22 protein-coding genes are annotated in these 25,718 nt (G+C 69.3%); 10 read left to right on the forward strand and 12 right to left on the reverse strand.

Going from position 1 to position 25,718, the window contains the following annotated elements; genetic code table 11:
• Position 1: 1 nt before the first annotated feature.
• The 3 genes from JNX00_RS21405 to JNX00_RS21415 are packed head-to-tail and all read left to right on the forward strand — an operon-like array spanning position 2 to position 3,334.
• The gene (locus tag JNX00_RS21405) at positions 2-856 is read left to right on the forward strand and encodes a branched-chain amino acid ABC transporter permease (protein WP_070400900.1); all 855 of its coding nucleotides are present in this window, start codon (positions 2-4) and stop codon (positions 854-856) included.
• Between the two features lie 16 nt (positions 857-872).
• Positions 873-2,633: an ATP-binding cassette domain-containing protein gene (locus tag JNX00_RS21410; RefSeq protein ID WP_204743636.1), complete on the forward strand. Its 1,761-nt coding sequence runs from the start codon at positions 873-875 to the stop codon at positions 2,631-2,633.
• The gene (locus tag JNX00_RS21415; protein ID WP_204743637.1) at positions 2,630-3,334 is read left to right on the forward strand and encodes an ATP-binding cassette domain-containing protein; all 705 of its coding nucleotides are present in this window, start codon (positions 2,630-2,632) and stop codon (positions 3,332-3,334) included. The genes JNX00_RS21410 and JNX00_RS21415 overlap by 4 nt, the downstream gene beginning before the upstream one ends.
• Before the next feature lie 650 nt (positions 3,335-3,984).
• Here the strand turns inward: JNX00_RS21415 and JNX00_RS21420 are convergent.
• Entirely contained in the window at positions 3,985-4,893 is a 909-nt protein-coding gene (locus JNX00_RS21420) for a LysR family transcriptional regulator (protein WP_204743638.1), read from the reverse strand.
• A 110-nt stretch (positions 4,894-5,003) separates the two neighbouring features.
• Here JNX00_RS21420 and JNX00_RS21425 point away from each other — a divergent pair, with 110 nt between their 5' ends.
• Positions 5,004-7,124, forward strand: a complete 2,121-nt coding sequence (locus JNX00_RS21425; protein WP_204743639.1) for an indolepyruvate ferredoxin oxidoreductase subunit alpha — start codon at positions 5,004-5,006, stop codon at positions 7,122-7,124.
• A 59-nt stretch (positions 7,125-7,183) separates the two neighbouring features.
• Positions 7,184-8,668: an indolepyruvate oxidoreductase subunit beta family protein gene (locus tag JNX00_RS21430; protein ID WP_204743640.1), complete on the forward strand. Its 1,485-nt coding sequence runs from the start codon at positions 7,184-7,186 to the stop codon at positions 8,666-8,668.
• Between the two features lie 11 nt (positions 8,669-8,679).
• On the opposite strand, the gene JNX00_RS21435 is transcribed toward JNX00_RS21430, so the two are convergent.
• Complete coding sequence (locus JNX00_RS21435) at positions 8,680-9,297, reverse strand: LysE family translocator (RefSeq protein ID WP_204743641.1); 618 nt, start codon at positions 9,295-9,297, stop codon at positions 8,680-8,682.
• Positions 9,298-9,396: 99 nt separating this feature from the next.
• Between JNX00_RS21435 and JNX00_RS21440 the strand changes: the two genes are divergently transcribed.
• The 4 genes from JNX00_RS21440 to JNX00_RS21455 all read left to right on the forward strand — a co-directional run bounded on the left by JNX00_RS21440 (position 9,397) and on the right by JNX00_RS21455 (position 12,614).
• The gene (locus tag JNX00_RS21440; protein WP_204743642.1) at positions 9,397-10,041 is read left to right on the forward strand and encodes a lysoplasmalogenase; all 645 of its coding nucleotides are present in this window, start codon (positions 9,397-9,399) and stop codon (positions 10,039-10,041) included.
• Positions 10,042-10,574: 533 nt separating this feature from the next.
• Complete coding sequence (locus tag JNX00_RS21445; RefSeq protein WP_204743643.1) at positions 10,575-11,003, forward strand: hypothetical protein; 429 nt, start codon at positions 10,575-10,577, stop codon at positions 11,001-11,003.
• A 608-nt stretch (positions 11,004-11,611) separates the two neighbouring features.
• Entirely contained in the window at positions 11,612-12,211 is a 600-nt protein-coding gene (locus JNX00_RS21450; protein ID WP_345774094.1) for an AAA family ATPase, read from the forward strand.
• A 34-nt stretch (positions 12,212-12,245) separates the two neighbouring features.
• The gene (locus JNX00_RS21455; RefSeq protein WP_204743645.1) at positions 12,246-12,614 is read left to right on the forward strand and encodes a hypothetical protein; all 369 of its coding nucleotides are present in this window, start codon (positions 12,246-12,248) and stop codon (positions 12,612-12,614) included.
• A 36-nt stretch (positions 12,615-12,650) separates the two neighbouring features.
• Here JNX00_RS21455 and JNX00_RS21460 read toward each other — a convergent pair whose 3' ends face one another.
• The 7 genes from JNX00_RS21460 to JNX00_RS21490 form a co-directional block, all read right to left on the reverse strand.
• Positions 12,651-13,070: a hypothetical protein gene (locus JNX00_RS21460; protein WP_204743646.1), complete on the reverse strand. Its 420-nt coding sequence runs from the start codon at positions 13,068-13,070 to the stop codon at positions 12,651-12,653.
• A gap of 608 nt (positions 13,071-13,678) precedes the next feature.
• Positions 13,679-15,133: an aldehyde dehydrogenase gene (locus JNX00_RS21465; protein ID WP_204743647.1), complete on the reverse strand. Its 1,455-nt coding sequence runs from the start codon at positions 15,131-15,133 to the stop codon at positions 13,679-13,681.
• Between the two features lie 49 nt (positions 15,134-15,182).
• Positions 15,183-15,995 (reverse strand): ABC transporter ATP-binding protein, encoded by an 813-nt coding sequence (locus tag JNX00_RS21470; protein ID WP_204743648.1) that lies wholly within the window; start codon positions 15,993-15,995, stop codon positions 15,183-15,185.
• Entirely contained in the window at positions 15,992-16,879 is an 888-nt protein-coding gene (locus JNX00_RS21475; protein ID WP_239478204.1) for an ABC transporter ATP-binding protein, read from the reverse strand. The genes JNX00_RS21470 and JNX00_RS21475 overlap by 4 nt, the downstream gene beginning before the upstream one ends.
• Positions 16,869-17,897, reverse strand: a complete 1,029-nt coding sequence (locus JNX00_RS21480; RefSeq protein ID WP_204743649.1) for a branched-chain amino acid ABC transporter permease — start codon at positions 17,895-17,897, stop codon at positions 16,869-16,871. The genes JNX00_RS21475 and JNX00_RS21480 overlap by 11 nt, the downstream gene beginning before the upstream one ends.
• Before the next feature lie 82 nt (positions 17,898-17,979).
• Positions 17,980-18,882 carry a branched-chain amino acid ABC transporter permease gene (locus tag JNX00_RS21485; protein ID WP_070399834.1) on the reverse strand — a complete coding sequence of 301 codons (903 nt, stop codon included), beginning with the start codon at positions 18,880-18,882 and terminating at the stop codon, positions 17,980-17,982.
• A 110-nt stretch (positions 18,883-18,992) separates the two neighbouring features.
• Complete coding sequence (locus tag JNX00_RS21490) at positions 18,993-20,189, reverse strand: amino acid ABC transporter substrate-binding protein (protein WP_070399833.1); 1,197 nt, start codon at positions 20,187-20,189, stop codon at positions 18,993-18,995.
• Between the two features lie 197 nt (positions 20,190-20,386).
• Between JNX00_RS21490 and JNX00_RS21495 the strand changes: the two genes are divergently transcribed.
• Positions 20,387-21,346 carry a helix-turn-helix domain-containing protein gene (locus JNX00_RS21495; RefSeq protein WP_204743650.1) on the forward strand — a complete coding sequence of 320 codons (960 nt, stop codon included), beginning with the start codon at positions 20,387-20,389 and terminating at the stop codon, positions 21,344-21,346.
• 10 nt (positions 21,347-21,356) lie between these two features.
• On the opposite strand, the gene holA is transcribed toward JNX00_RS21495, so the two are convergent.
• From holA to leuS, 3 genes are read right to left on the reverse strand one after another with little or no spacing between them, the layout of a single operon-like run.
• On the reverse strand, positions 21,357-22,409 hold the full coding sequence (holA, locus tag JNX00_RS21500; RefSeq protein WP_204743651.1) for a DNA polymerase III subunit delta: 1,053 nt from the start codon (positions 22,407-22,409) through the stop codon (positions 21,357-21,359).
• A 4-nt stretch (positions 22,410-22,413) separates the two neighbouring features.
• Positions 22,414-22,893, reverse strand: coding sequence for an LPS assembly lipoprotein LptE (gene lptE / locus JNX00_RS21505; RefSeq protein ID WP_070399830.1), 480 nt, complete (start codon positions 22,891-22,893; stop codon positions 22,414-22,416).
• 2 nt (positions 22,894-22,895) lie between these two features.
• Positions 22,896-25,613 (reverse strand): leucine--tRNA ligase, encoded by a 2,718-nt coding sequence (leuS, locus tag JNX00_RS21510; protein ID WP_204743652.1) that lies wholly within the window; start codon positions 25,611-25,613, stop codon positions 22,896-22,898.
• Positions 25,614-25,718: the final 105 nt, after the last annotated feature.

The raw sequence follows: 25,718 nt of genomic DNA on the forward strand, positions 1-25,718 counted from the left end.
CATGGACCCGGGCCTGCTGCTGCACCTGCTCAACATCGCCTACGAACTGGCCACGCTGGCGCTGACCACGCTGGGCCTGGCCGTGGTGTTCGGCCTGCTCGGGGTGATGAACATGGCGCACGGCGAGTTCGTGATGCTCGGCGCCTACGCCGTGGTCGCCGTGCAGTCCTGGGGCTGGCCGCTGCTGGCGGCGGTGCCGCTGGCCATGGCGGTCTGCGGCGCGCTGGGCTATGGCGTGGAGCGCTGGCTGATCCGCCCGCTGTACCAGCGCCCCTTTGACACCCTGCTGGCCACCTGGGCGCTGGCCATGCTGATGCGCAAGAGCGTGGAAGCGGTGTTCGGCAAGGGCTACCGCAACGTCGAGAGCGAGCTGGCCATGCCCATGAACCTGGCCGGCCTGCAGTACCCCGCCTACCGGCTGGGGCTGATCGCCTTCAGCGTGGGGGTGATCCTGTTCCTGTTCGTCTGGTACCGGCGCAGCGCCGTGGGGCTGCGCGTGCGGGCCATGGTCGGCAACCCGCTGCTGGCCCAGGCCCTGGGCATCGACACGCGCCGCCTGGCCTCGCAGGCCTTCGTGGTCGGCGTGGTCATGGCCGGGCTCTCGGGTGTGCTGCTGGCGCCGCTGATCCGCATCGAGCCCGGCATCGGCGTGGACTACCTGCTCGACGCCTTCTTCGTGCTCGTGGTGGGTGGCCTGGGTTCGCTGGGCGGCCTGGTCGGCGGCGTGGGCGTCATCGGCGGCACGCAGTCGGTGGTGAGCAGCGTCTCGGGCCAGACCAGCGGCTACGCGGTGGTGCTGGTGCTGTCCATGCTCTTCCTGTGGCTGCGACCGAATGGACTCTTCTCGCGCCGCTGAGGCCGCCCCCAACGCCATGCCGTCGACGACACGCCCGGGCCCGCGCCCCCTGCTGCCCCTGGTCCTGCTCGCCCTGGGCCTGATCGCCGTGCCGGTGCTGGGCGACGGCTTCCTGGCCTACCAGGTCGCGCTGTTCCTGATCTACGGCATCGCCACCCAGGGCGTGGCCCTGTGCTGGGGGCGACTGGGCTTCCTGCCGCTGGGGCAGTCGCTGTTCTTCGGCCTGGGCGCCTACCTGGCGGGCGGCGCGCTCAAGGCCGCCGAGGCGCAGACCGGCTGGATCCTGGCGCTGCCGCTGGCGGTGCTGCTGCCCGCGCTGCTGGCCTACGCGCTGGCGCGGCTGGTGTTCGCGCGCAGCCAGCGCAGCGGGCCGTACTTCTCGCTCATCACCCTGGCCGCGGCCATGCTGGGCTTCCTGGTCGCGCAGCAATGGTCCTCGGTCACCGGCGGTTTCAACGGCCTGTCCGGCGTGCCCGACCTGCCCGGCACCGAGCGCTTCAGCACGCTCTACTGGGTGGTGGCCGCCGCGGCCCTGGCCAGCACGGCGCTGCTGGGCGCGCTGCTGCGCCGGCCCATTGGCGTGCTGTGGCACGCGATCGCGCAAGACGAGGAGCGCCTGCAGCTGTTCGGCTACGCCACCGACCGCATGAAGGCCGCCGCCTTCGCGCTCGCGGCCGCTCTGGCGGCGCTGGCCGGCGGGCTGTTCGCCGCGCACCAGGGCATCGTCACGCCGGTGGCCATGGGCTTCGTGCTGGCCACCGAGTTCGTCATCTGGGCCGCGGTGGGCGGCAAGCTCAGTCCCCTGGGCGCCCTGCTGGGCGCGGTGGTGGTGGGCTACGCCTCGTCCGAGCTGCGCGACCGCATCGCCTTCTGGGAGGTGCTGGTGGCGCTGGTCTTCATCCTGGTGGTGCGCTACCTGCCCGACGGCCTGGCCGGCCTGGTGGCCACGCTGCGCGCGCGCCGCGCCGCCGCCGCCCCGGCCGAAGGCCCGCGCACGCCGGCGCCCGCGCGGCGCGCGCCGGTGTCCAACCTGTCGCTGGCGATCGACGAACTCTCGGTGGCGCAGAACGGCGTGCGCATCCTCGACGGCCTGTCCCTGGACCTGCAAGGCCCCGGCATCCGCGCGGTGATCGGCCCCAACGGCGCGGGCAAGACCTCCAGCTTCAACGCGCTCACCGGGCGCCTGCCGGTGCGCGGCGGGCGCCTGCGGCTGGGCGGCGAAGACGTCACCGGCTGGCCCACCTGGCGCGTGGCCGCGCGGGGCGTGGGCCGCAAGATGCAGGTGCCGACGGTGTTCCGCGAGCTGAGCGTGCGCGACAACCTGCTGATCGCGGTCTGGGCCGGGCGGCTGTCGGCGCGCGACGCGCTCGGCCTGGCGGCCCACCGCTGGACCACCCCGCTGCAAGACGAGCTGCTGGCGCGCTTCCCCGCCCTGCGCGAGCAGTGGGGGGTGCCGGCCGGCGCGCTGTCGCAGGGCCACCGGCAGGCGCTGGAGTTCCTCATGACCGTGCTGCCCGAACCCGGCCTGGTGCTGCTGGACGAGCCCTGCGCGGGCCTGTCCAGCGCCGAGACCCGGCACATGGCCGAGGCCATCCAGGCGGCGGTGCGGCGCCTGGGCGCGGCCGCGCTGCTGATCGAACACGACATCGACGCCGTCGCGGCCCTGGCCGACGAGGTCTTCGTGCTGCACCAGGGCCGGCTGCTGGCGCGCGGCAGCCTGCGCGAGGTGCAAGCCGATCCGCGGGTGCGCGCGGTCTACGCGGGGGGGCACAAATGAGCGCGGCGGTGGCCGAGGGGCTGCGCTTCGAGGGGGTGGTCTGCGGTTATGGCGACACCATGGTGGTTCGCGGCCTGAGCGGCCGCGTGCGGCCGGGCCAGGTGCTGGGCGTGCTGGGCCGCAACGGCGTGGGCAAGACCACCCTGGTGCGCGCGCTGGCGGGCCAGCTGCCGCTGCGCGAAGGCCGGATCCACTGGCAGGGCCGCGACCTGGCGCGGGTGCCGGCGCACGCCCGCTGGGGCCTGGGCATCGCGCTGGCGCCGCAGGAGAACGTGGTGTTCGGCGACCTGAGCGTGGAGGAGAACCTCTGGCTGCACCGGCGCACGCGCGGCCTGGAGGCCTACGAGGCCTACCTCGACGCCTTTCCCCGCCTGCGGGAGCGGCGGGCCCAGCGCGCCGGCTCGCTCAGCGGCGGCGAGCGCAAGCTGCTGTCCTTCGTGCGCACCCTGGGCGCGGCGGCGGCGCTGAGCGTGCTGGACGAGCCCACCGAGGGCGTGCAGCCCGAGAACATCCACCGCATGGCGGCCTGCGTGGCCGAACGCCGCCGCCAGGGCGCGGGCTTCCTCATCGTGGAGCAGAACCTGTCCTTCCTGGAGGCGGTGGCCGACGAGGTGCTGGTGCTGGACCGCGGGGAATGCGTGCTCGAAGGGGCGATGGCGGAGCTGGGGCGCGAGCGGCTGGAGGCGCACTTGACTGTCTGAGGCTCTCTCGGGTTTTTTTGCTTCACATGCAGCGGATGGGCGAGCCGAGGGCCCGGGGTGCGCTGCGGCGGGCTTCAATGCACAGCCCCTCGCTGCGCGAGGGGTTCGCTGCGGTGCTCGGGTGAGCGGCCCCGCGGCGGAACTCGCTGCGTGGGCTTTGCCCACTCCGCTCAAACAGCCGCCGCCAGTCGGTTCACGAAGCGCGCTGCGCGCGCGGGCCACTCACCCTGCGCTCCTCGCCTGCGCATAGGCGCCCGCCGCAGCGCACCCCGGGCCCTCGGCCAGCGACGTGACTGGCAAACGAAAGGGGAAGAAGGAGGAAGGAAGAGGAAAGCGGACATGCGCTTCCCTTGCAGGCGAACCCAGGTACCACCCGTCAGGGGTGGGCCCAGGGCCTTGGCGGCGCCTATGCGGTGCCGAGAAGCGCAGGGACTGCGGCGGCGCGCGCAGCGCGCTTGGTGAACTGACTCGCGGCGGCTGTCCGAGCGAAGCGCCTGGAGGGCGCGCAGCGAGTTCCGCCGCGCGCCGCTGGCGCGAGCATCGCAGGGGACCCCTCGCGCAGCGAGGGGCGCCGCATCGAAGCCGCCGAGGCCCTGGGCCCACCCCTGACACGCCCACCCAGGCGACGAACCAGCGCAATCCAAGCCCTCTCAGAGCCCGCTCAGGTCCCGCATCACCTCCTCGCGCAGCCAGCGGTGCGCGGGCGCGGCGTCCTGGCGGGCGTGCCAGTGCAGCCGCACCTCGAAACCCGCGATGGGCACCGGCAGCTCCACGGTGCGCAGCCGGCGCTCGCGCGCGTAGAGCTGGGCCACGCGCGAGGGCAGCACCACCACCAGGTCGCTGTCTTCTAGCAGGCTGGGCAGCACCGAGAACTGCGGCACCAGCGCCACCACGTTGCGCTGCACGCCGCGCTCGGCCAGCGCGCCGTCGACCAGCGCATGGCCCGAGGCCGGCGAACTCACCATCACATGGCGCGCGCGGCTGAAGGTCTCCAGGTCGATGGACTCGCCCACGCCGGGGTAGTTGTCCGCCATCAGGCAGACGTAGCGCTCATGGAACAGCAGCTGATTGCGCGTGTGCGTGTGCAGGCTGGGCAGGTTGCCGATGGCCAGGTCCAGGGTGCCGCGCGCCAGGTCGTCCTGCAGACCGCCGGACAGCTGCACGAACTCCACCTGGATGCGCGGCGCGATGGTCTGGAAACGCCGCAGCAGCGGCGGCGTGAAGAACAGCGAACCGATGTCCGACAGCGCGATGCGAAAACGCCGCGTGGAGCTGAACGGATCGAAGGCCGCGGTCGCGTCCAGCGTGCCCTCGATGGCGTGCAGGGCCACGCTGAGCTGCTCGTACAGCCGCTCGGCCACCGCCGTGGGCACCAGGCCGGCGCTGCCGCGAGAGAACAGCCGGTCGCCATAGACCTCGCGCAGGCGCGCCAGCGAATGGCTGATGGTGGGCTGCGTGAGGCCCAGGCGTTCGGCGGCCTGGGTCACGCTGCGGGTCTCGTAGATGGCAACGAGGGCCCGGATCAGGTTCAGGTCGAAGCGCGTGGGGTGGTGGTCCATCTTGTCCGTCGATATGTAACAAGGATGCCATGGATAGGTCTTCCGCTGGCCGCTCCCTAGCATCCCGGGATTGTCCGGCGCCCGCGCGCCACCCCTGGAGGCATTAAAAAATGGAGCGATCGTTCGCTGCCGAAGTCCGGTCCCTGCGGCTGGGCGCCGGCGAGACCTTTCACGGCGAAGGCATTCTCGCCGTCACCAAGGCCCTGCTGCAGTCCGGCGTCAGCTACATCGGCGGCTACCAGGGCGCGCCCGTGTCGCACCTGATCGACGTGCTGGGCGACGCGCGCGGCCTGCTCGACGAGCTGGGCGTGTACTTCGAGGCCAGCGCCTCCGAGGCCGGCGCCGCCGCCATGCTGGGCGCGTCCATCCACTACCCGGTGCGCGGCGCCGTCACCTGGAAAAGCACGGTGGGCACCAACGTGGCCTCGGACGCGCTGTCCAACCTGGCCTCGGCCGGCGTGACCGGCGGCGCCCTGGTCATCCTGGGCGAGGACTACGGCGAGGGCTCCAGCATCATCCAGGAGCGCACCCACGCCTTCGCCATGAAGTCGCAGATGTGGCTGCTGGACCCGCGCCCCAACCTGGGCTCCATCGTGGACGCGGTGGAGCGCGGCTTCGAGCTGTCCGAGGCCAGCAGCACGCCGGTGCTGCTGCAGCTGCGCATCCGCGCCTGCCACGTGCATGGCAGCTTCGCCTGCAAGGACAACCGCTCGCCGGCGGTGTCCATGCGCCAGCCCATCGAACAGCCCGCCTACGACTACGGTCGCATCAACCTGCCGCCCTCCATCTACCAGCACGAGCGCCAGAAGGTGGAGCAGCGCTGGCCCGCGGCCCAGCGCTACATCCGCGAGGCCGGCCTGAACGAGCGCTTCGACGGCGACCTGTCCGACGTCGGCCTGATCGTGCCCGGCGGCCTGTACAACGGCGTGATCCGCGGCCTGCAGAGCCTGGGCCTGGCCGACGCCTTCGGCGCCTCGCGCCTGCCGATCTACGTGCTCAACGTGGTCTACCCGCTGGTGTCGGACGAGGTGCTGGACTTCTGCCGCGACAAGCGGTCCGTGCTGCTGGTCGAAGAAGGCCAGCCCAACTACATCGAGGACGCGCTGCACGCCGTGCTGCGCAAGGCCGGCATCGACACCCGCCTGCACGGCAAGGACATCTTCCCCATGGCCGGCGAGTACACCGGCGACGTGATGGTGGAGGCCCTGGCGCGCTTCGTGGAAGCCGCAGCGCCCGCCGGCCTGGCCGCCGCGCCCATCGCCGCCCAGGCCAAGGCGCTGCGCGAGCACAAGGCCCAGGCCAGCCAGGCCATCGGCGCGCCCGTGCCCACGCGCCCGCCGGGCTTTTGCATCGGCTGTCCCGAGCGGCCGGTGTTCTCGGCCATCAAGCAGATGCAGGAGAAGCTGGGCCAGGTGCACGTGAACGCGGACATCGGCTGCCACACCTTCGGCACCCTGCCGCCCTTCAACGTGGGCAGCACGGTGCTGGGCTACGGCCTGGGCCTGGCCAGCTCCTCGGGCGTGGGCCCGCTGCTGCCCAACCGCACCCTCAGCATCATGGGCGACGGCGGCTTCTGGCACAACGGCTTCACCAGCGGCGTGGTGAACGCGGTCTACAACGGCCAGGACTCGGTGCTGGTCATCCTGCAGAACGGCTACACCTCGGCCACGGGCACGCAGGCCATTCCCTCCTCGCCCTCGCAGCCGGCGGCGCGCCCGCTCACGCTGGACATCGAGAAGGCCCTGCACGGCGTGGGCGTGAAATGGATCCGCAAGGTCGGCAGCTACCAGGTGGAGGAAATGCGCGACACGCTGGAGGAGGCCATGTCCACGCCCGAGGGCGGGCTCAAGGTCATCATCGCCGACGGCGAATGCCAGCTGGAGCGCCAGCGCCGCAACAAGCCGCGCGTGGCCGAACAGCTCAAGCGCGGCGAGCGCGTGGTGCGCACGCGCTTCGGCATCGACGAAGACACCTGCACCGGCGACCACTCCTGCATACGCCTGTCGGGCTGCCCCTCGCTCACCATCAAGCCCAACCCCAGCCCGCTGCGCACCGACCCGGTGGCCAGCGTGAACAGCGCCTGCGTGGGCTGCGGCCTGTGCGGCGAGAACGCGCACGCCGCCGTGCTGTGCCCGTCCTTCTACAAAGCCGAGGTGGTGCAGAACCCCACGGCGTTCGAACGTTTCATGGCCCGCGTGCGCGGCGCCCTCATCGACAGGCTGGCGGCATGAGCGCCGCACGGCCGCCCGAAGGCGCTGGCAACGCAGCGCGCAACACGGAGAGCAGTCCAATGACACAGGCCCTGTGCATCCTCATCGGCGCCATGGGTGGCGAAGGCGGCGGCGTGCTGTCCGACTGGCTGGTCGACGCCGCCATGCAGGCCGGCTTCCCGGTGCAAAGCACCTCGGTGCCCGGCGTGGCCCAGCGCACCGGCGCCACCACCTACTACGTGGAGATCTTTCCCCAGCGCCGCGCCGAACTCGGCGGGCGCGAGCCCGTGCTCTCGCTCACGCCCACGGCGGGCCAGGTGGACCTGATGGTGGCGTCCGAACTGGTGGAGGCCGGCCGAGCCATCCAGAACGGCTACGTGCACCCGGCCAACACCCTGCTGATCGCCTCCACCCACCGCGAGTACGCGGTGTCCGAGAAGGCCGCCATGGGCGACGGCCGCTTCGACAGCGAGCGCGTGCTGCAGGCCGCGCAGGCCCAGGCCCGCGCCGCCGTGCTGCTGGACATGCGCGCGCTGGCGCAGCAGCACGGCACCGTCATCAACACCGTGCTGTTCGGCGCCATGGCCGGATCGGGCGTGCTGCCCTTCTCGCGCGAGGAGTGCGAGCAGGCCATCGAGCGCTCCGGCAAGTCGGTGCAGGCCAGCCTGCGCGGCTTCGCCGCCGGCTTCGAGGCGGCCTCGGGCCGCGTGATGGCCAGCACGCAACTCGCCGAGCGCCTGCAGGGCATCGATCGCCTGCCCGCGCGCGCGCGGGCCTGGCCGGCGGCGCTGCACGAGGTGCTGGCCTCGGGCATCGAACTCACCACCGAGTATCAGGATCCGCGCTACGCCGAGCAGTACCTCGACACCGTCGAACGCCTGCTGGACGCGCAGCGTCGCCTGGGCCAGAGCGACTGGTCCGTGACCCGCGAGGCCGCGCGCTACCTGGCCCTGTGGATGTGCTACGAGGACGTGGTGCGCGTGGCCCAGCTCAAGACCCGGCGCGAGCGCCTGGAGCGCGTGCGCCGCGAGGTGGGCGTCAAAACCGGCGACGCCCTGCGCACCACCGAGTACCTGAAACCCGGCATCGACGAGATCGCCTCGCTGCTGCCGCCCGCGCTGGCCCGTGCGCTGCTGAAAGCCACCGAAGGCCGCTCGTGGCACCGCGGCCTGCTGGTGCGCACCGACACGCTGCGCGGCTTCCTGGTGCTGTGCACGCTGCGCTCGTTCAAGGTCTTCCGGCGCCGGGGCTTTCGCTACGCGCAAGAGCAGGCCGCCATGCGCGGCTGGCTCGACGCCATCGAAAGCCACCTGCCCGACCCGGCGGCGGCGCTGGAGATCGCCCTGGCGGGCAACCTGGTGAAGGGCTATGGCGAGACCAACCGGCGCGGCCACCGCAACCTGGCCGCCCTGCTCGGCGAAGCGCAGCAAGGCGCCACGGCGCAGCGGCTGCGCGAGCTGAGGCTCGCCGCGCTGGCGGACCCCGAGGGGCGCCAGCTGTCGGGCGCGCTGGGGCGGCCGGTGGTGGCGCAGCCCATCCGCATCGTGCGGCGGCCGCAGGGCTGAGCGCCGCCGCCTCAGCCCTCGCGCCGCGCCAGCGCCAGCCAGGCGCCCAGGCCCAGCATGGTGAAGCCCGAGGCGCGGGTCATCAGCCGCGCGCGCACGGCGCGCGCGGGGCCCGAGCGAAGCAGGCGGGCGGCCGTGAACACCGCGATCACGTCGACCAAGGTATTGAGCGCGACGCAGACGCTGCCCAGCAGCACGAGTTGCGGCACCAGCGGATCGGCCGGTGCAACGAACTGCGGCAGGAAGGCGAGGAAGAACAGCGCCGTCTTGACGTTCAGCGCCTCCACCACGATGCCTTCGAGCAGCGCGCGGCGCGCCCCTTGCGAGCGCACGGCCTTCACCGCGAACGCCGCCTCCTTTCGCATCAGCAAACGGATGCCCAGGTAAACCAGGTAGGCCGCGCCCAGGTACTTGAGCACAGCGAAGGTCAGCGCCGACTGCGCGATCAGCAGCGACAGGCCCAGCGCGGCGGCCAGCACGTGCAGCAGGCCGCCGATGGCCGTGCCCAAGCAAGAGGCCAGCCCTTCGGAGCGCCCGCCCGCGACCGTGCGCGCGACGACGTAGGCGATGCCCGGACCGGGGGTGATGGCGAGCACGAGGGCCGCGACGGCGAAGGCGAGCAGTGACATGGCGTTCCTTGGAGGTCAAGGTGGACGTGACCAGGCGCGCATTGTGCGGCTGGCCGGCGGCTAAGCTCGGGCCGTCCTTGGCCCGCCCACCCACGCCCGATGATGAACTCGCCCATTGCACTGACCGCCGCCTGCCTGCTGTTCGTGATCGCCCTGCTGGTGGTGGACCGGCTGCAGTGGCCGCTGGCCCGCGCCTTCACCAAGCTCGGCGCCAGCACCTGCTTCGTGTGGCTCGCCATTGTTTTGGGCGCGATGCAATCGCGCTACGGGCAATGGGTGCTGGGCGCACTGGTGCTCGGATGGCTGGGGGACGCGCTGCTGTTGGGGAAACGCTCGGCCGCGTTCATGGCCGGGCTGGTGGCTTTCCTGCTGTCGCACGGGCTGTACGCCACGGCCTTTGTGAGCGGCCCGCTGAATGGGCCAGCCATGGCGGTGGCGCTGGTCGCGGCCTGCGCCGCCGGCGTCGTGGTGCTGCGCTGGCTGCGGCCGCACACACCGGCACCGTTCAAGGCGCCGGTGCTGGTCTACGTGGTGGTGATCCTGGCCATGTGCGCCGCGGCAGCGGGGCATGCCGTCGCCAGCGGGCGCTGGATCGTTCTGTGGGGCGCCGTGCTGTTCGCGGTCTCCGACATCGCGGTGGCGCGGCAGCGCTTCGTGCGTCCGTCGCCGGTGAACCACCTGTGGGGTTGGCCGACGTACTTTGTGGCGCAGCTGCTGTTGGCGTGGTCTGTCGCGACGCGCTAACGCGCACTGTCCAGATACCCCACTCCCGGGTCAACGGGCAAGCACGTCAACGTGCTGCGGGTGCTTTTGGTCGGTGGTGCCGATCCACCCAGACCAAGGCCACTGCCTTGATCCCAAGCTACGAGGAATGAACGCCACGCGAAAGGCCATCACCACCGGCCCCGCCAGCAAACGCAAGACCAGAACCAAGACCACGCCATTCGACGTGGCGGCGTACCTCAGAACCACCGAAGACATCGCGGCCTATCTGGACGCCTGGCTGACCGAGGCGCCCGACGACGCGGCCAGGCGCTGCGTCCGGTCTGAGGGACCGACACCCGGGCTCTCCCAATGCCCGAGGTGCCCTCCAGGCCCCGTCCGGCCGAAGGACTAGACTCTCGCCAGCCCGCCAACGCAGCCAGCATTCGGCCCGGCAGCCATGCCCGATGTGGCACGGCCATTGCCTATCCAACGCCCATGCCACAAGCGCCTGTGCCGCTGGTCCGTGCGCGCACGGACCGCCTTACCCACACCTTGCCCCAGGAGAACCTCTGGTGACCCACCCCGCCAAAGACACCACCAAAATGAGCTCGACCGAACTGCGCGAATTCGCGGAGCGGTTGATGAAACAGGCCGAAGAACAGGCGACGAAGGAATTCGAATCCACGCTCAATTTCCTGTCGGACAAGCTCAGCCTGATGGGCAAGACGAAGAAGGACGCCGTCATCCACCTCATCAAGATGATGAAGTCCCACGAAGCGGAGGAGACGCTGGCCGAACTGGCGGAAGGCGCGGGCTTCACCAGCCCCCGCCGGGCCAAGGAGCGCGGCGACCTGGACAGCGAGGGCCATGCGCCGGAGATCGGGGTGACCTACCAGTTGCCCACGGGTGAGACCTGGAGCCGCAAGAGCAAGGTGGGGGCGACGAAGCGGGAGTTTGCGGCGTTTGCGAAGACGACGACTTGGGCGGCGATGAGGGTTTGAGGGTGGTAAGTGGCTGCTGTGCAGCGGTTGCTGTCGGTCGAGCCTTCTCGCTCAATGTGCGCTCTACGCCACTTTGCGGTCGTTCATTCCTCCTCGACTAGATCGACTGCTCGCCGCTGGATCGGTGAGGGCTAGGCTGCCGCAATCGGCCAGAAGCGGACATTAAATTGGGAAGACCGAATGGCGTCGTTTAGCGTAGATGACACCTCCGAGCTCTATGCGCTGCACAGAGTGTTCCGAGAAGCCAAGTTCTCAGCGCTGCCGGACGACAATGAGATTTCAGATAGTCCGCGAGTCAATGCACTGTTTCTGCGTGTGATGGATGCACTCATTGAGCGGAACGTGAAGGAAGACGGAGAGTCCGCCCGGCAGCGATGGGCGGGTTGGCTCGCAATTGACAAGTCGCGTGACGAATGGCGTGCCTCAGTACTTCGAGCACGACGGGTCGAAGGTTGGCCAGAGATGAGCATTCAGGAAAAGAGTCGGAAGGCGCAGGAAATCCTCTGTCCGTTCACTTGCGCCCCTCCAGTTCTGGCTGAATTCATCGCTCAAGTCGATGCTGAGCCCCCGTGCAAGTGATGCCCAGCGACTGAGTCTGTTCAGCTAGCATGACAGTCTTCGGCCAGAAGCAGTCATCAAGTCGCCGGGCAGAATTTCCTCATGACCAGTCATTCAAGGACTACATGAAACCCTTCGCCATCGTCCTGCACGGCCCGACCAGCGCTGGAAAATCGACCACAGCGACCGCGCTTCAGGATTGCGCTCAGGCTCCCGCATTTCATGTGACCTTGGACGCGTTTGTGACGATGTCTAGGCGGCGCGATATGCGAAGTGCAGAAGAGCAACGCCTGGCCTATCGCATCCACTGCGAGAACCTTCGCTCCACACTTCGCCGGCTTGTCGACACGGAGTTTGAAATCATCCTCGACACGGTGCTTCGTGATGTAGAGGAACTACAGGCCTGCATTGACGTTCTGTCAGACCGTCCGCTTTGCTTGGTCGGTATCACGGCTCCGCTCGAAACCCTTGAGCGTCGGGAAAGTCTCCGTGAGGACCGAGCGACTGGCATGGCGCAGGAGCAAGTCGGACATTCAGCGTTCGCTCGACCATACGACGTGGTGATTGACACGTCTACATGCACCGCCAAGGAAGCCGCCAACGTAATTCGACGCTACCTTGACGCCACTCACCGAGCGCCACACCATTGAACGGCAACCTCCGGCCAGAAGCGGAAATCACGAAATGCTCAAGCTCATTGCGGTTCTAGTGCTTTCAGGGCAACTACAGGTTGCTGTTGAACAGCCCGGAGGCTACGCAGAATCAACTTTCGCCAACTCTGAAGCTGGTGCGCAGCAATTGATTGAGTTTGCGGAGAAGTCTGTTGGCGACGCTCCCGATGGGGTACGCATAGTAGTAGGCTGGATCGATGATTCGCACAACGATGAGCACATCATCGCGGCCCTCTCAGACCTTGGAATCAAGCACGGCCTTGTTGTGCCCAACGACGTTAAGCAGGCAGCCTCGGAACTGAATCTGGCAGAGCCAAACGCTCGCGCCGTGGCCCTAGCGGACGAAAAGAGGTTTGGCTTCCTCTATCGCAAGAAGAGGTAGAAGCCTACGACCGCAACGGGCCCATAGCGGACCAAACTATTCAGGACGACGTGCAGCGCTGATAAAGCGGTCTGGCATGAGCCACCTCAGCGCATAGCAACCGACAACGAAGCCTAGACCCATAGCGAACACCTGCACCGCAATGGTCGGGCTAGGAAGGTCGAACATCAATGCCAGAACGATGCCCCATGCGCCAACGAACGCAAAGGTAAAGCCCAAGAAGACGGCGAATCCAATGGGACCTCCCCACGGCGTGAGCCGCAGCGATGGCGCGGGAAACCGTCGTCCTTTGGCTCTCGTCGACTCCCACCAAATGGACGCCATCACCATTGCAATCGCCACGGGAAACGTGATGACAGCATGGGTCAATGGCGGTGCCGACTCAGCAGGAAATGTCGCGGCGCTATAGCCCCCTCCAGAACAAAAGAGAAACCAGATTGCGTAGAAGATTCTCATGTTTCGAAGTCCGCTCCTGGCCGATTGCGGCAGTCTGCCATGGCTTGATGGCGCACAAGCGATCAACGTCTAAGGCAAGCGTCTGAAAGACTGCAACGTGGCGCAGATAGGACGCTCACAGCGCTAGCCCAACCGACCGCACCCAGTCTCAAGCGGCCGGACAGCCCTATCGCCCGCTCAATCCAGCGTCAAGCCTCCGCCGCCGACCGATCCAACATACTGCTCAACCCAGCCTCCGCATCAAGAAGATCGTCCCTCCGCTCCAACAAGCTCAGGAGGACCCCAACGATCAACTCCCCATCTGAGGCGGGCCGATTCTCGCGCTGCTCGCGCATCACCGTCAGCGCGGCATTGGCCAGGGCGGAGGCCTTCTCTCGGTAGTCGTGCAACGACTGAAAGCTCGCTTTGATGACATGTCTGGATAAGCTCAAACCCAACTCCCAGGTGATGTGAAGGCAGTGAGTATTGGGTCGAGTCGCAGAGGGGTGGCGGTGTTTGGGGCACACCATTGGCATCCTTTGCGTGACGAAGGAAGCACCAGCCAAAACAAAGGCCCTGGAAGCATCCACTTCCAGGGCCTTCGTCCTCCCCCTCCCCGCTACCCCAACTCAGAACGGATAGTGCCGCGGCGTGGTCTGCACCGTGATCCAGCGCAGCTCGGTGAACTCGGCGATGCCGGCCTTGCCGCCGAAGCGGCCGATGCCCGAGCCCTTCACGCCGCCAAAGGGCATCTGCGCTTCGTCGTGCACGGTGGGGCCGTTCACGTGGCAGATGCCGCTGTCGATCTTGCGGGCCACGTTGTAGGCGCGCGCAATGTCCTTGCCGAAGACGGATGCACTCAGGCCGTATTCGTTGTCGTTGGCGCAGGCAATGGCCTCTTCCACGCCCTTCACGCGCACGATGCACTTCACCGGTCCAAAGGTTTCTTCGCGGTAGATGCGCATCTCAGGCGTCACGTGGTCGAGCACGGTGGCGGGCATCAGGGTGTCGGTGCTCTTGCCGCCGCACACCAGCTTGGCGCCCTTGGCCAGGGCGTCGTCGATGAGCTCGTTGCAGAAGTTCACCGTGTTCATGCCGATGACCGAGCCCAGCACCACGGGCTCGGGCTTGCGCGGGTCGCCCACGGGCAGCTGGCTGGCCTTGTCGCCGAAGCGCTTCACGAACTCGTCGGCGATCTTGCTGTCGACGATGAGGCGTTCGGTGCTCATGCAGATCTGGCCGCTGTTGGCGAAGGCACCAAAGGCCGCGCCGTTCACGGCGTCGTCGATGTCGGCGTCGTCCAGGATGACCATGGGCGCCTTGCCACCCAGCTCCAGCACCACGGGCTTGAGGTACTTGGCGCAGGTCATGGCGATGATCTTGCCGACCTTGGTGGAGCCGGTGAAGTTGACGCGCCGCACCGCCGGGTGGGCCACGATGGCTTCCACCACCGCGCCCGCGTCGGCCGGGGCGTTGGTGATGTAGTTCACCACGCCGGCGGGAAAGCCCGCGTCCTGGAAGGACTCGACGATGAGCTGGTGGGTGCGCGGGCAGTTCTCGCTGCCCTTGAAGACGACGGTGTTGCCGCAGGCCAGGGGCACGCAGATGGCGCGCACGCCCAGGATGATGGGCGCGTTCCAGGGCGCGATGCCGAGCACCACGCCGGCCGGCTGGCGCACGCCCATGGCGAGCGAGCCGGGCACGTCGGAGGGAATCAGCTCGCCCGAGATCTGCGTGGTGAGGCCGGCGGCCTCGCGGATCATGCCGGCCGCGAGCATGCAGTTGAAGCCGGCCCACATGGCGGTGCCGCCGGTTTCGGCGGCCACGGCTTCGATGAACCGGGGCGTCTTGGCTTCCAGCGCGTCGGCGGCTTTCAGCAGCAGGGCGCGGCGTTCGCCGGGGCCGGTTTCGCTCCAGGTCTTGAAGGCCTCGGCGGCGGCTTCGACGGCCATCACCGCGTCGGCCGGGCTGGCGGCGGGCGCGCGCGTGGCCACGCTGCCGTCGAGCGGGTTGCGGCGTTCGAAGGTGGCGCCTTTTTCGGCGGTGACCTTCAGGCCGTTGATGAGCATGGACAGGTCGGACATGGGTTCTCCTTGGGCGTGTGCGGTCGTTTGTGAGTGTGTGCGGGTGCGGTCAGGCAGCGACGGCCTTGCGGCGCTGCACCGCGTCGGTGGCGCTGGTGGTGCCGGTGGCCGGGTCCTTGTCGGCGCCCAGGTAGGCCTCGCGGATGACGGTGGAGCGCGCGAGCAGTTGGGCAGGCCCGCTGGCGACGATGGCGCCGCGCTCCAGCACGTAGCCGCGGTCGGCCACGGCCAGTGCCTTCTTCACGTTCTGCTCCACCATCAGCACGGTGGTGCCGGCGTCGGCGATGCGGCGCGCGATGCCCAGCAGCTCGTCCACCATCTTGGGCGCCAGGCCCAGCGAGGGCTCGTCGAGCATGAGCAGGCGCGGCGCGCACATCATGGCGCGGGCCACGGCCACCATCTGCTGTTCACCACCGCTCATGGTGCCGGCCAACTGATGGGCGCGTTCGCGCAGTTTCGGGAAGTCCTTGAAGGCCTGGTCCATGCGGCGCGCGCGCTCGGCCTTGGGCACCAGCCAGCCGCCGAGCTCCAGGTTCTCGTTCACGCTCATCTGCGGGAAAAGCTGCCGGCCTTCAGGGACCAACGCAACGCCGGCCTGGACGATCTCGTGCGTCTTCTCGGCCAGTTCCTCGCCGTTCAGCAGCACCGCGCCCTGGCGCGGAATGAGGCCGTTGATGGCCTTGAGCAGCGTGGTCTTGCCGGCGCCGTTGGGGCCCAGCACCACGGTGAGGCCGGGCCTGGCTTCAAGCTTCAGATCGCGCAGCACCAGGAAGGCGCCGTAGCCCGCGCTCAGGCCGTCGATCTTGAGGTGGGCCTGGCTCGCGCCGCCCAGGCGGAAGGGGTCTTGGCGGTACCACATCATGCGACGGCCCCTTCGGCTTCGGCCTCGCCCATCTCGTCGCCCAGGTAGGCCTCGATGACCTCGGGGTTGCGGATGACGGCGCGCGGCACGTCGTCGGCGATCTTGCGGCCCTGGTGCAGCACGATGACGCGCTCCACGTGGCGCAGCAGGGTGCTCACGGCGTGCTCGATCCAGACCACGGTGAGGTCCAGCTCGTCGCGCAGGCGGCGGATCAGGCGGGCCATGTCCTCCACTTCGTTTTCGGTGAGGCCGGCGGCCACTTCGTCCAGCAGCAGCAGCTGGGGCCGCGTGGCCAGGGCCATGCCGATTTCGAGCAGGCGCTGCTGCGAGGGCGTGATGGCGGCGGCGGGCAGCTCGGCCTGCGCGCCCAGGCCGATGAGCCCGAGGATGCTGTCGGCCGTGCGCAGCACCCAGGGCACGCCGACCTCGTCGCCCCAGAACAGGTACTCGCGCCGCCGCCGGCCGGCGAACTTGAGGCCGAAGGCGATGTTGTCGCGCACGAGCATGTCGCCGAAGGTGCGCGGGGTCTGGAAGGTGCGCGCCAGGCCCTGGGCCGCGAAGCGGTGCGGCGCCTGGCCCGCGAGCGAGCGGCCGCGCAGCGCCAGCCGGCCGCTGGTGGGCGGGGTGACGCCGGAGATGGCGTTGAAGAAGGTCGTCTTGCCGGCGCCGTTGGGGCCGATGATGCCGACCAGTTCGCCGGGCATGAAGCTGGCGCTGACCTGGTCGACCGCGGTGAGGCCGCCGAAGCGCACGGTGATGTCCTGGGCCACCAGCAGGGGCTGGGTCGAGCGCCGGGCCGCCCCACGCTCGGCCGCGCCCCCTTGGGGGGCAGCGACCCGCGCAGCGGCGGAGCGTGGGGGCGCCATGTTGGCATCAGTAGACATGGCGCGCCTCCCGCTGTTTTTTCTCGCGCTGCTTGCGGCGCTCGGTCTCGCCGCTCAGGTCGTCCTTGGTTTGCTTCCACCAGGCCTTGCCGTCGCGCCACCAGCCCTTGAAGGTGTCGGCGCGCACCGAGGCCAGGCCACCCGGCAGGTACAGCACCGAGAGGATGAGCAAGAGGCCCAGCGACATCATGTAGACCTGCGGCACCTGCAGCCGCAGGGTCTCGGCCAGCACGCTGAAGACGATGGCCGCGATCAGCGGGCCCCACAGCGTCATGGCGCCGCCGATGAGCGCGATGAGCACGGTCTGGAAGCCGATGAAGGGGTTGAAGACGGTGTGCGGGTCGATGTAGGTCCAGCGAACGCTCATGGCCGCCCCCACGGCGCCGGCGATGGCCGCGGTGAGCGCGAAGCCGGCGGTTTTGACCAGGCGCGTGTTGACGCCCAGCGTCTGGGCGCGCTGCTCGTCGGCGCCGATGCCCATCATGGCCAGGCCGAAGCGCGTGCGGCGGATGGCGATGGACAGCGCCACCGCCAGCACCGCCAGCAGCAGCACGGTGAAGTAGATGGTGTCGCGCTCGGGCACCACCATGAGCACGCGGCCCACGGTGCCGGTGACGCTCTTCTCGAAGTAGCTGATGGCGTGGCGGATCAACTCCGTCATGCCGAAGGTGAGCACGGCGAAGTAGGTGCCGCGCAGGTGCAGCACGGCCGCGCCCATCACCACCGCCACCACGGCCGCGATGCCCGCGCCGGTCGCGATGGCCACCGGCCAGCTCAAGGTCTCCAGGCCGATGGCGCTGGTGTAGGCGCCGATGCCGAAGAAGGCCGAGGTGGCGAGCGAGAGGTAGCGCGTGCTGCCGCAGAACAGCGCCCAGCTCGAGGAGAGCGCGATGTACATCAGGCAGGTGAGCGCCATGGAGACCACGAAGTCGCTGGCGAAGCCGGGCAGGGCCACGGCCCAGCCGGTGAGGCCGAAGAGCACGAGCGCATCGCGGATGAGGAACTGTCTCGGGGTCATGCCTTGGCTCCGCCGGGCCGCCCCAAGGAGCCGAGAGCCCCCTCGGGGGGCAGCGAAGTACACGAAGTGACGAGCGTGGGGGTCATGCTTTTCTTGTCTTGCGCGAGAACAGGCCTTCAGGGCGCAGCAGCAGCACGCCGATGAACACGATGTAGCTCAGCAAGGCCTTGAGCGAGGGGTTGGTGAAGTGCATGCCGATGGCCTCGATGACGCCCAGCAGCAGGCCGCCCGCGAGCGCGCCGCCCATGCTGCCGAAGCCGCCGAGGGTGATGACGATGAGCGCCGTGACGGTGTAGGGCTCGCCCATCGAAGGGCTGATGGTGTAGGCCATGGACAGCAGGCAGCCGGCCACGCCCGACAGGCCCAGGCCGATGCCGAACATGAGCGGGTGCAGGCGCTTGGTGTCGATGCCCACGAGCATCGCGCCGGTGGGCGACTGCATGAGCGCGCGCACGCCCTTGCCCAGCAGGGTGGTGCGCAGCAGCACGATGAGCGCGCCCGCGAACAGCAGGGCCAGGCCGAAGACCAGCAGCTTGTTCACCGCGAACTGGGCCTGCCCGCCGGGCAGCGGAATGGCGAAGGGTTGGGTGAGGTAGTCGTAGCCGCGCAGGTCGCCGCCCCAGATCCAGGAGATGGCGTTCTGCACGAAGAACATGAGGCCGAAGGCGACCATGAGGCCGCGCGCCTCGAACACGTCGAGGTTGGGCGAGGTGGCGGTGAGGCGGCGAAAGCACAGCCAGTGCACGGCCACGCCGATGGCCATGAGCAGCGCGAAGGAGACCGGGATCATCCACAGCGGCGAGAGGCCGAAGGTGGCGGCCGCCATCCAGGTGATGAAGGCGCCCACCATCAGGAACTCGCCGTGCGCGATGTTGAGGATGCGCATGAGCCCGTACTGCAGGTTCAGGCCCAGCGCGACGAGCGCGTAGATGCCCCCGGTGATGAGACCGGAGGCGATCAGTTCAAGCCAGGAAGAGAAGGACATTCGATGAATGAGGGGGAGTGATCCAGAACGCCGCGGAACCGGCTTTGCCGGGCCGCAGGCGTTGCCTCCTTGAGGGGGTGACGCGCCGCGGGCGCGGCGCGGGGGTGGTCTTATCTCCAGGCGGGCTTGTTCGGGTTCAGCTTGGCCGTGGCCACCTGCTGCGGCCACACCACCTCGAACTCACCGTTCTGCCACTGGCCCACGGTGCCGGGCGTGCCCACGTTCTCGCTGCCCTGGAACCTGATGTCGCCCAGGATGGTTTTGTGCGTGGTGTTGGCCACGTAGTCGCGGATGGCCTTGCGGTCCAGGCCGTGCTGCTTGACGGCGTTGGTGAGGATCTCCATGCCGGCCCAGCAGGCGCCGCTGGCCCAACGGTCGGGTTCCTTCTTCTGGCTGGCCACGTGGGCGTCGAAGTAGGCCTTGGCACCGGGGCTGGTCTTGCTGTTCCACGAGCCCATGCCGAGCACGCCTTCGGCGCCGGCCGCGGTGATGACGTTCTTGTAGAGCGGGAAGGCCGTGCCCACCGAGGCGTAGAAGAATTTCGGATTGAAGCCGATCTCCTTGGCCTGGCGGCTGGCAAGGATGGTGTCGGGCGGGTAGGTGAAGCCCACGAACGCGTCGGGGTTCTTGTCCTTGATGGCGCGCAGCGTGGGGCTGAGGTCCTTCACGCCGCCGGGGTAGCTGGTGTCCTGCACCAGGCTGATGCCACTGCCCTGCAGCGCCACCTTGAGGGCAGCGTAGTTCTCCAGACCGAACAGGTCGTCCACGTAAATGCAGGCCACGGTCTTGGCGCCGCTGGCCTTGAGCATGTCGACCAGGGCGTCGCACATGGGCTTGGGCTGCTGCAGCAACAGGAAGAAGTAGGGCAGCTTCAGGTCCACCAGCCGCTTGGACAGCGCGGTGGGCGCCAGGAAGGGGTAGCCGAAGCGGTTGGCCAGCGGCGCGACGGCGAAGTTGGCGTTGGAGCCCCAGGGCGGCAGGATGAGGTCGACCTTGTCGCTGCCCATGAGTTTTTCGTAGGTGCGCACCACGGTCTCGACGTCGCTGCGGTCGTCGCTGCTGATGAGCTCGATCTTGCGGCGCACGCCTTTCACGTCCAGGCCGCCGGCGGCGTTCTGCTGCTCGGCCCAGAGCAGGAAGTTGGGTTCCTGGCTGGTCTGGGCGCCGCCCGTCCACGGGCCGGTGCGCGACATGCTGTAGCCCACGCGCACCGGCGCGCTTTGCGCCATCAGCTGCGGGGCGACCGCCATGGCGCCCACGGCGGCGGCGGTCTGCTGGATCATCACTCGGCGGTTGCTCATGGCCATGCTCGTCTCCTGGTGTTGGGGGTTGTCCTCGGACGCCGCCATGGTAGGAAATGCGCCCGCGCGCCGCTGTACCGTGGACGCACTGTCCGCTTGACCAATCGCGCATGGGGGTGCGGGTTTACCCGCAATCCAACGCCCTCGCGGGACCTGAGACATCACGCAACAATGGCAGCCCCAGCCCGCCAACCCCGACCACCGTGAGCGATCCCACCCCGATGAGCACCGACGCCGTGGCGCCCGCCGAGCGCGCGGCGATCTGGCGCGAGTGGGTGTGGACGCACTTCGGCGGCCTGGACTCCGACCTCTACGGCGACACCGACTTCGAAGGCCACATGAGCGCCTCGCAGGCGGGCGACGTGGTACTGACGCGGCTGGAGGCCAACCGACACCGCGTGATCAAAAGCGACCGCCAGGCGCGCGCGGGCGAGCGGCCCTACCTCAAGATCGTGGCGCCCTGGCGCGGCAGCGCGGGCGTGCAGCAATCGGGCCGCGAGGCCTGGGTGCGGCCCGGCGGCTGGGCCATCTACGACACCACCGACGCCTACGCCGTGGCCAACCCCGAGCAGGTGGAGCACCTGATCGTGATGCTGCCCAAGGCCCAGCTGGCCGAGCGCGGCCTGGCGCTGGAGCCGCTGATGGCGCGGCAGTTCGGTGGCGTCTCGGGCATCGCACGCGTGGCGCTGGAGACCATGCGCACCACCTACCAGGAGCTGCCAGGCATGAGCGAGTCGGCCGCGCGCGGCGCGGGCGAGGCCATCGTGGAGCTGGTGCGGCTGTCGCTGCTGGAGCTGGCCGGGCGCGGCGACGGGCGCACGCAGCTGGAGGCGTTCCGCGACCGCATCCGCGTGCACATCGGCCGCCACCTGCGCGACCCCGGCCTGTCGCTGGACCACATCGCCAGCGCCATGAACTGCAGCAAGCGCCACCTGCACAAGGCCTTCAGCGCCGAGGACGACACCCTGGCCCAGTACATCCTGCGCCAGCGCCTGCAGGGCTGCATGCGCGAGCTGGGCGATGCGGCCAGCGCCACGCGCACCATCACCGAGATCGCGTTTTCCTGGGGCTTCAACAACACCGCGCACTTCAGCCGCGTGTTCCGCGAGCACACGGGGCGCACGCCGTCGGACTACCGCGCCACGGCCCAGCGCGCGGGCTGAGCGAAGCGCTTCAGCGCGGCGCGCAGGCGCGCGCCACCTTCATCGCCAGCTGGTGCAGGGCCTGCCAGGGCTCGGCGGGCCAGTCGGGGAATTTCAGGCCCTTGACGATGCCGTCCACGGTGTGGGCGTCGTCCAGCCAGCGCGCCAGCTGCGCCGAGCCCAGCGTGGGCAGCACGCGCTCGACCAGCTTTTCCTTCACGCCCCAGACGCGGCTTTCGCGCAGGGCGATGGGCAGCGGGCGGCCGTCGTCCACCGCGCCGCGCACGCGGTTGAGCGTGCGGATGTCCTCGGCCAGCGCCCAGTGCACCAGCACGGGCGCCTCGCCCTCGGCCTGCAGGCCGTCGAGCATGCGCTGCACACGCGCCACTTGGCCGGCCAGCACGGCCTCGGCGAGCTTGAAGGCATCGAAGCGCGCCACGTTGAGCACGGCCGACTCGACCTGCTCGAAGCCCAGCTCGCCCTGTGGGTGCAGCAGCGCGAGCTTCTGGATCTCCTGGTGCGCGGCCAGCAGGTTGCCTTCGACGCGGTCGGCGAAGAAGGCCAGGGTGCGCTGGCCCTCCTCGCCCGCGGCCACGCGCTGGCCCTGGGCCTGCAGGCGCGTGGCGATCCACTGCGGCAGCGCCTTTCGGTCCACCGGGTCGACGCGCACGGTCACGCCGTGGGCGTCGAGCGCGGCGAACCAGGCGCTTTTCTGGGTGGCCATGTCCAGGCGCGGCAGCACCACCAGGGTGAGCGTGCTGTCATTGCCGTCGGCGGACTCGGCGAGCTGCTGCAGGGCGGCCGAGCCGTCCTTGCCGGGCTTGCCCGAGGGCACGCGCACCTCGACGATCTGCTTGTCGGCGAACAGGCTCAGCGACGCGCCGCTGGCCAGCACCGCCGACCAGTCGGCGTGCGCGCCGGCCATGGTGTGCACGGTGCGCTCGGTGTAGCCCTGGGCGCGCGCGGCGGCGCGGATGGCGTCGCCCGCTTCCTGGATCAGCAGCGGCTCGTCGCCGTGCAGGGTGTAGAGGCTGCGCAGGCCCTTCTGGAGCTGGGCCTGGAGCTGGTTCGCGGCGAGCTGCATGCCGTCAGAGCTGGCGCACCGACGCGAGGCGGCGGATCACCTGCTGCGCGATGTCGGTGGTCATGTCGCGGTAGAGCATCTGCTCTTCGGCGTCCTTGGCGAGCACCACGGTTTCGTTGAAGCTCAGGTCGCGCTCGAGCAGCAGCTCGCTGTCGTCGATGAGCATGCGCTCCTCGCGCGTGCGCAGGTTGAAGCGAAAGCGCACGCGCAGCTGCAGTTCGCGCACCTGGCCGGCGGCCGTCTGGCCCACCACCACGCGCTCGCGCTGGTCCACCTGGGCGGTGAGAATCACCGGCGGCAACGGGTTGCCGTCCACGCGCAGGCCGTTGACCTGCATCTCGCGGCGCAGTTGCGCGGTCACGTAGCCGGCCACGCCGGTGAGCTGCACGGCGTCGAACGCGAAGTGCGGCGCCTCGCGCAGCTTGAAGCCGCAGGCCGGCAAGGCCAGGGCCGCCGCACCACCGAGCAGGAGACGCCTGTTCATGGTCACACCACCACGTTGACGAGGCGGCCCGGCACCACCACGACCTTCTTGGGCGCGGCGCCGGCCGCCTGCTTGACGAAGGCCTCGCTGGCGAGCGCGGCGGCCTCGATGGCGGCCTTGTCGGCGCTGGCCGGCACGGTGACGCTGCCGCGGTGCTTGCCATTGATCTGCAGCACGAGTTCGATCTGATCGCGCTGCAACGCGGACGCGTCGGCCTGCGGCCAGGGCGCGTCCAGCAGCTCGCCGCCGTGCGCGGCGTAGCCGAGCTCGGTCCAGAGCGTGTGCGCGATGTGCGGCGTGGCCGGGTACAGGCAGCGCAGCAGGATGCCGAAGCCCTCGGCGGCGGCGGCCTCGTCGCCCGCGCCCTCGGGCGTGAAGCCCTCCAGCGCGTTGAGCATCTTCATGGCGCCCGAGACCACGGTGTTGTATTGCATGCGCTGGTAGTCGTAGTCCACCTGCTTGAGCACGGTGTGGATCTCCAGTCGCAGCGCCTTGGCGGCCTTGGACAGCGAGGCCTGGCCCACGCCCGCGGCCAGCGCGCCCTGCGTGGTGCCGGATGGGCCCTGCGCCTGGCGCTTGTGGCCGTAGCCCCAGACCCGGCGCAGGAAGCGGTAACTGCCCTCCACCGCGGCATCGTTCCACTCCAGCGTGGCCTCGGGCGGCGCGGTGAACATGGTGTACAGGCGCGCGGTGTCGGCGCCGTACTTCTCGATCAGGTCCTGCGGGTCGACGCCGTTGTTCTTGGACTTGGACATGGTGCCCACGCCCTCGTAGTCGATGGGCGTGCCCACGGGCAGGTCACCCACGGCGTTCTTCAGCTTCGCGCCGACGATCTTGCCGCCCTCGTCAAGCACGTTGTCCACGTCGTGCGGCCAGAAGTATTCCTTGGCGCCCTTGTCGGTTCGGCGGCTGTAGATGTGGTTGAGCACCATGCCCTGCGTGAGCAGGTGGGTGAAGGGCTCGTCCACCGTGACCAGGCCGAGGTCGCGCATGACCTTGGTCCAGAAGCGCGCGTACAGCAGGTGCAGGATGGCGTGCTCGATGCCGCCGATGTACTGGTCCATGCCGCTGCCGCCGGTGGCCAGCTTCTGGTCGCGCATCCAGTAGGCCGTGCCCTCGGCCACCATGCGCTCGCTGTTCTTCGGGTCGCAGTAGCGCATGAAGTACCAGGACGAGTCCACGAAGGTGTCCATGGTGTCGGTCTCGCGCCGCGCCGCGGCGCCGCACACCGGGCAGACCACGCCGGCGTGAAAGCCCTCGTGGTGGTTGAGCGGGTTGCCGCTGCCGTCGGGCACGCAGTCCTCGGGCAGGACCACGGGCAGGTCCTTCTCGGGCACGGGCACGGCGCCGTGTTCGGGGCAGTGGATGATGGGGATGGGCGTGCCCCAGTAGCGCTGGCGGCTGATGCCCCAGTCGCGCAGACGCCAGGTGGTTTTCTTCTCGCCCAGGCCCTGGGCGGCCAGCGCCTCGGCGACCTTGTCGACGGCGGCCTGGTAGCCCAGGCCATCGAGGAAGCCGCTGTTGACGCAGACGCCGCGCTGTTTGTCGCCGTACCACTCCTGCCAGGCGTCGGCGCTGAAGCTTTCGCCCTCGACGGCCACCACCTGCGGGATCGCCAGGCCGTACTTCCTGGCGAAGGCGAAGTCGCGCTCATCGTGTGCGGGCACGCCCATGACGGCGCCGTCGCCGTAGCCCATGAGCACGTAGTTGCCGACCCACACCGGCACGGCCGCGCCGGTGATGGGGTGGGTGACGCTCAGGCCGGTGGGCAGGCCTTCCTTCTCTTTCAGCGCCAGCTCGGCCTCGGTGGTGCCGCCCTTCTTGCATTCCTCGATGAAGGCGGCGAGCGCCGGATCGCTGGCGGCCGCGTGCGTGGCCAGCGGGTGCTCGGGCGCCACGGCGCAGAAGGTGACACCCATGATGGTGTCGGCGCGCGTGGTGAACACGTAGAGGCGGCCGTCGCCGATGAGGGCGCCGCTGGCGTCCCGGATCTGGTGCGGGAAGGCGAAGCGCAGGCCCTCGCTCCTGCCGATCCAGTTCTCCTGCATCAGGCGCACCTTGTCGGGCCAGCCGCTGAGCGTGGCCTTGGGGTTGCCGATCTGCACGTGGTCGAGCAGTTCGCCCGCGTAAGCGGTGATGTTGAGGTAGTAGCCCGGGATCTCGCGCTTCTCGACCAGCGCGCCGGTGCGCCAGCCGCGGCCGTCGATGACCTGTTCGTTGGCGAGCACGGTGTGGTCCACCGGGTCCCAGTTCACCACCTGGGTCTTGCGGTAGGCGATGCCCTTTTCCAGCATCTTGAGGAACAGCCACTGGTTCCAGTGGTAGTAATCGGGCGAGCAGGTGGCAACCTCGCGACTCCAGTCGATGGCCAGGCCCATGGCCTGCATCTGCCGCTTCATGTAGGCGATGTTGTCGTAGGTCCACTTCGCGGGCGGCACCTTGTTCTTGATCGCCGCGTTCTCGGCCGGCAGGCCGAAAGCGTCCCAGCCCATGGGCATGAGGACGTTGTAGCCCTTCATGCGCAGCTGGCGCGTGAGCATGTCGTTGATGGTGTAGTTGCGCACGTGGCCCATGTGCAGCTTGCCGCTGGGGTAAGGCAGCATGGAGCAGGCATAGAACTTGGGCTTGCCGGCGTCTTCGGTGACGCGGTAGGCGTCGCGGGCGGTCCAGTGGGCCTGCGCGGCGCGCTCGACGTCTTGGTGGGCGTATTTGTCTTGCATGGGAACGGGGAAGACCAGAGAAGCCGGACGGGCGCGGCTCGCCCGTGGGAGCGGGGATTTTAGGCCGCGCGCCCGGCGGGCGCCGCCGGCGCGCGCCCTCGTCGG

Source organism: Hydrogenophaga sp. YM1, assembly GCF_016903055.1.
In the GTDB taxonomy this organism is placed as follows: Bacteria; Pseudomonadota; Gammaproteobacteria; order Burkholderiales; family Burkholderiaceae_C; genus Hydrogenophaga; species Hydrogenophaga borbori.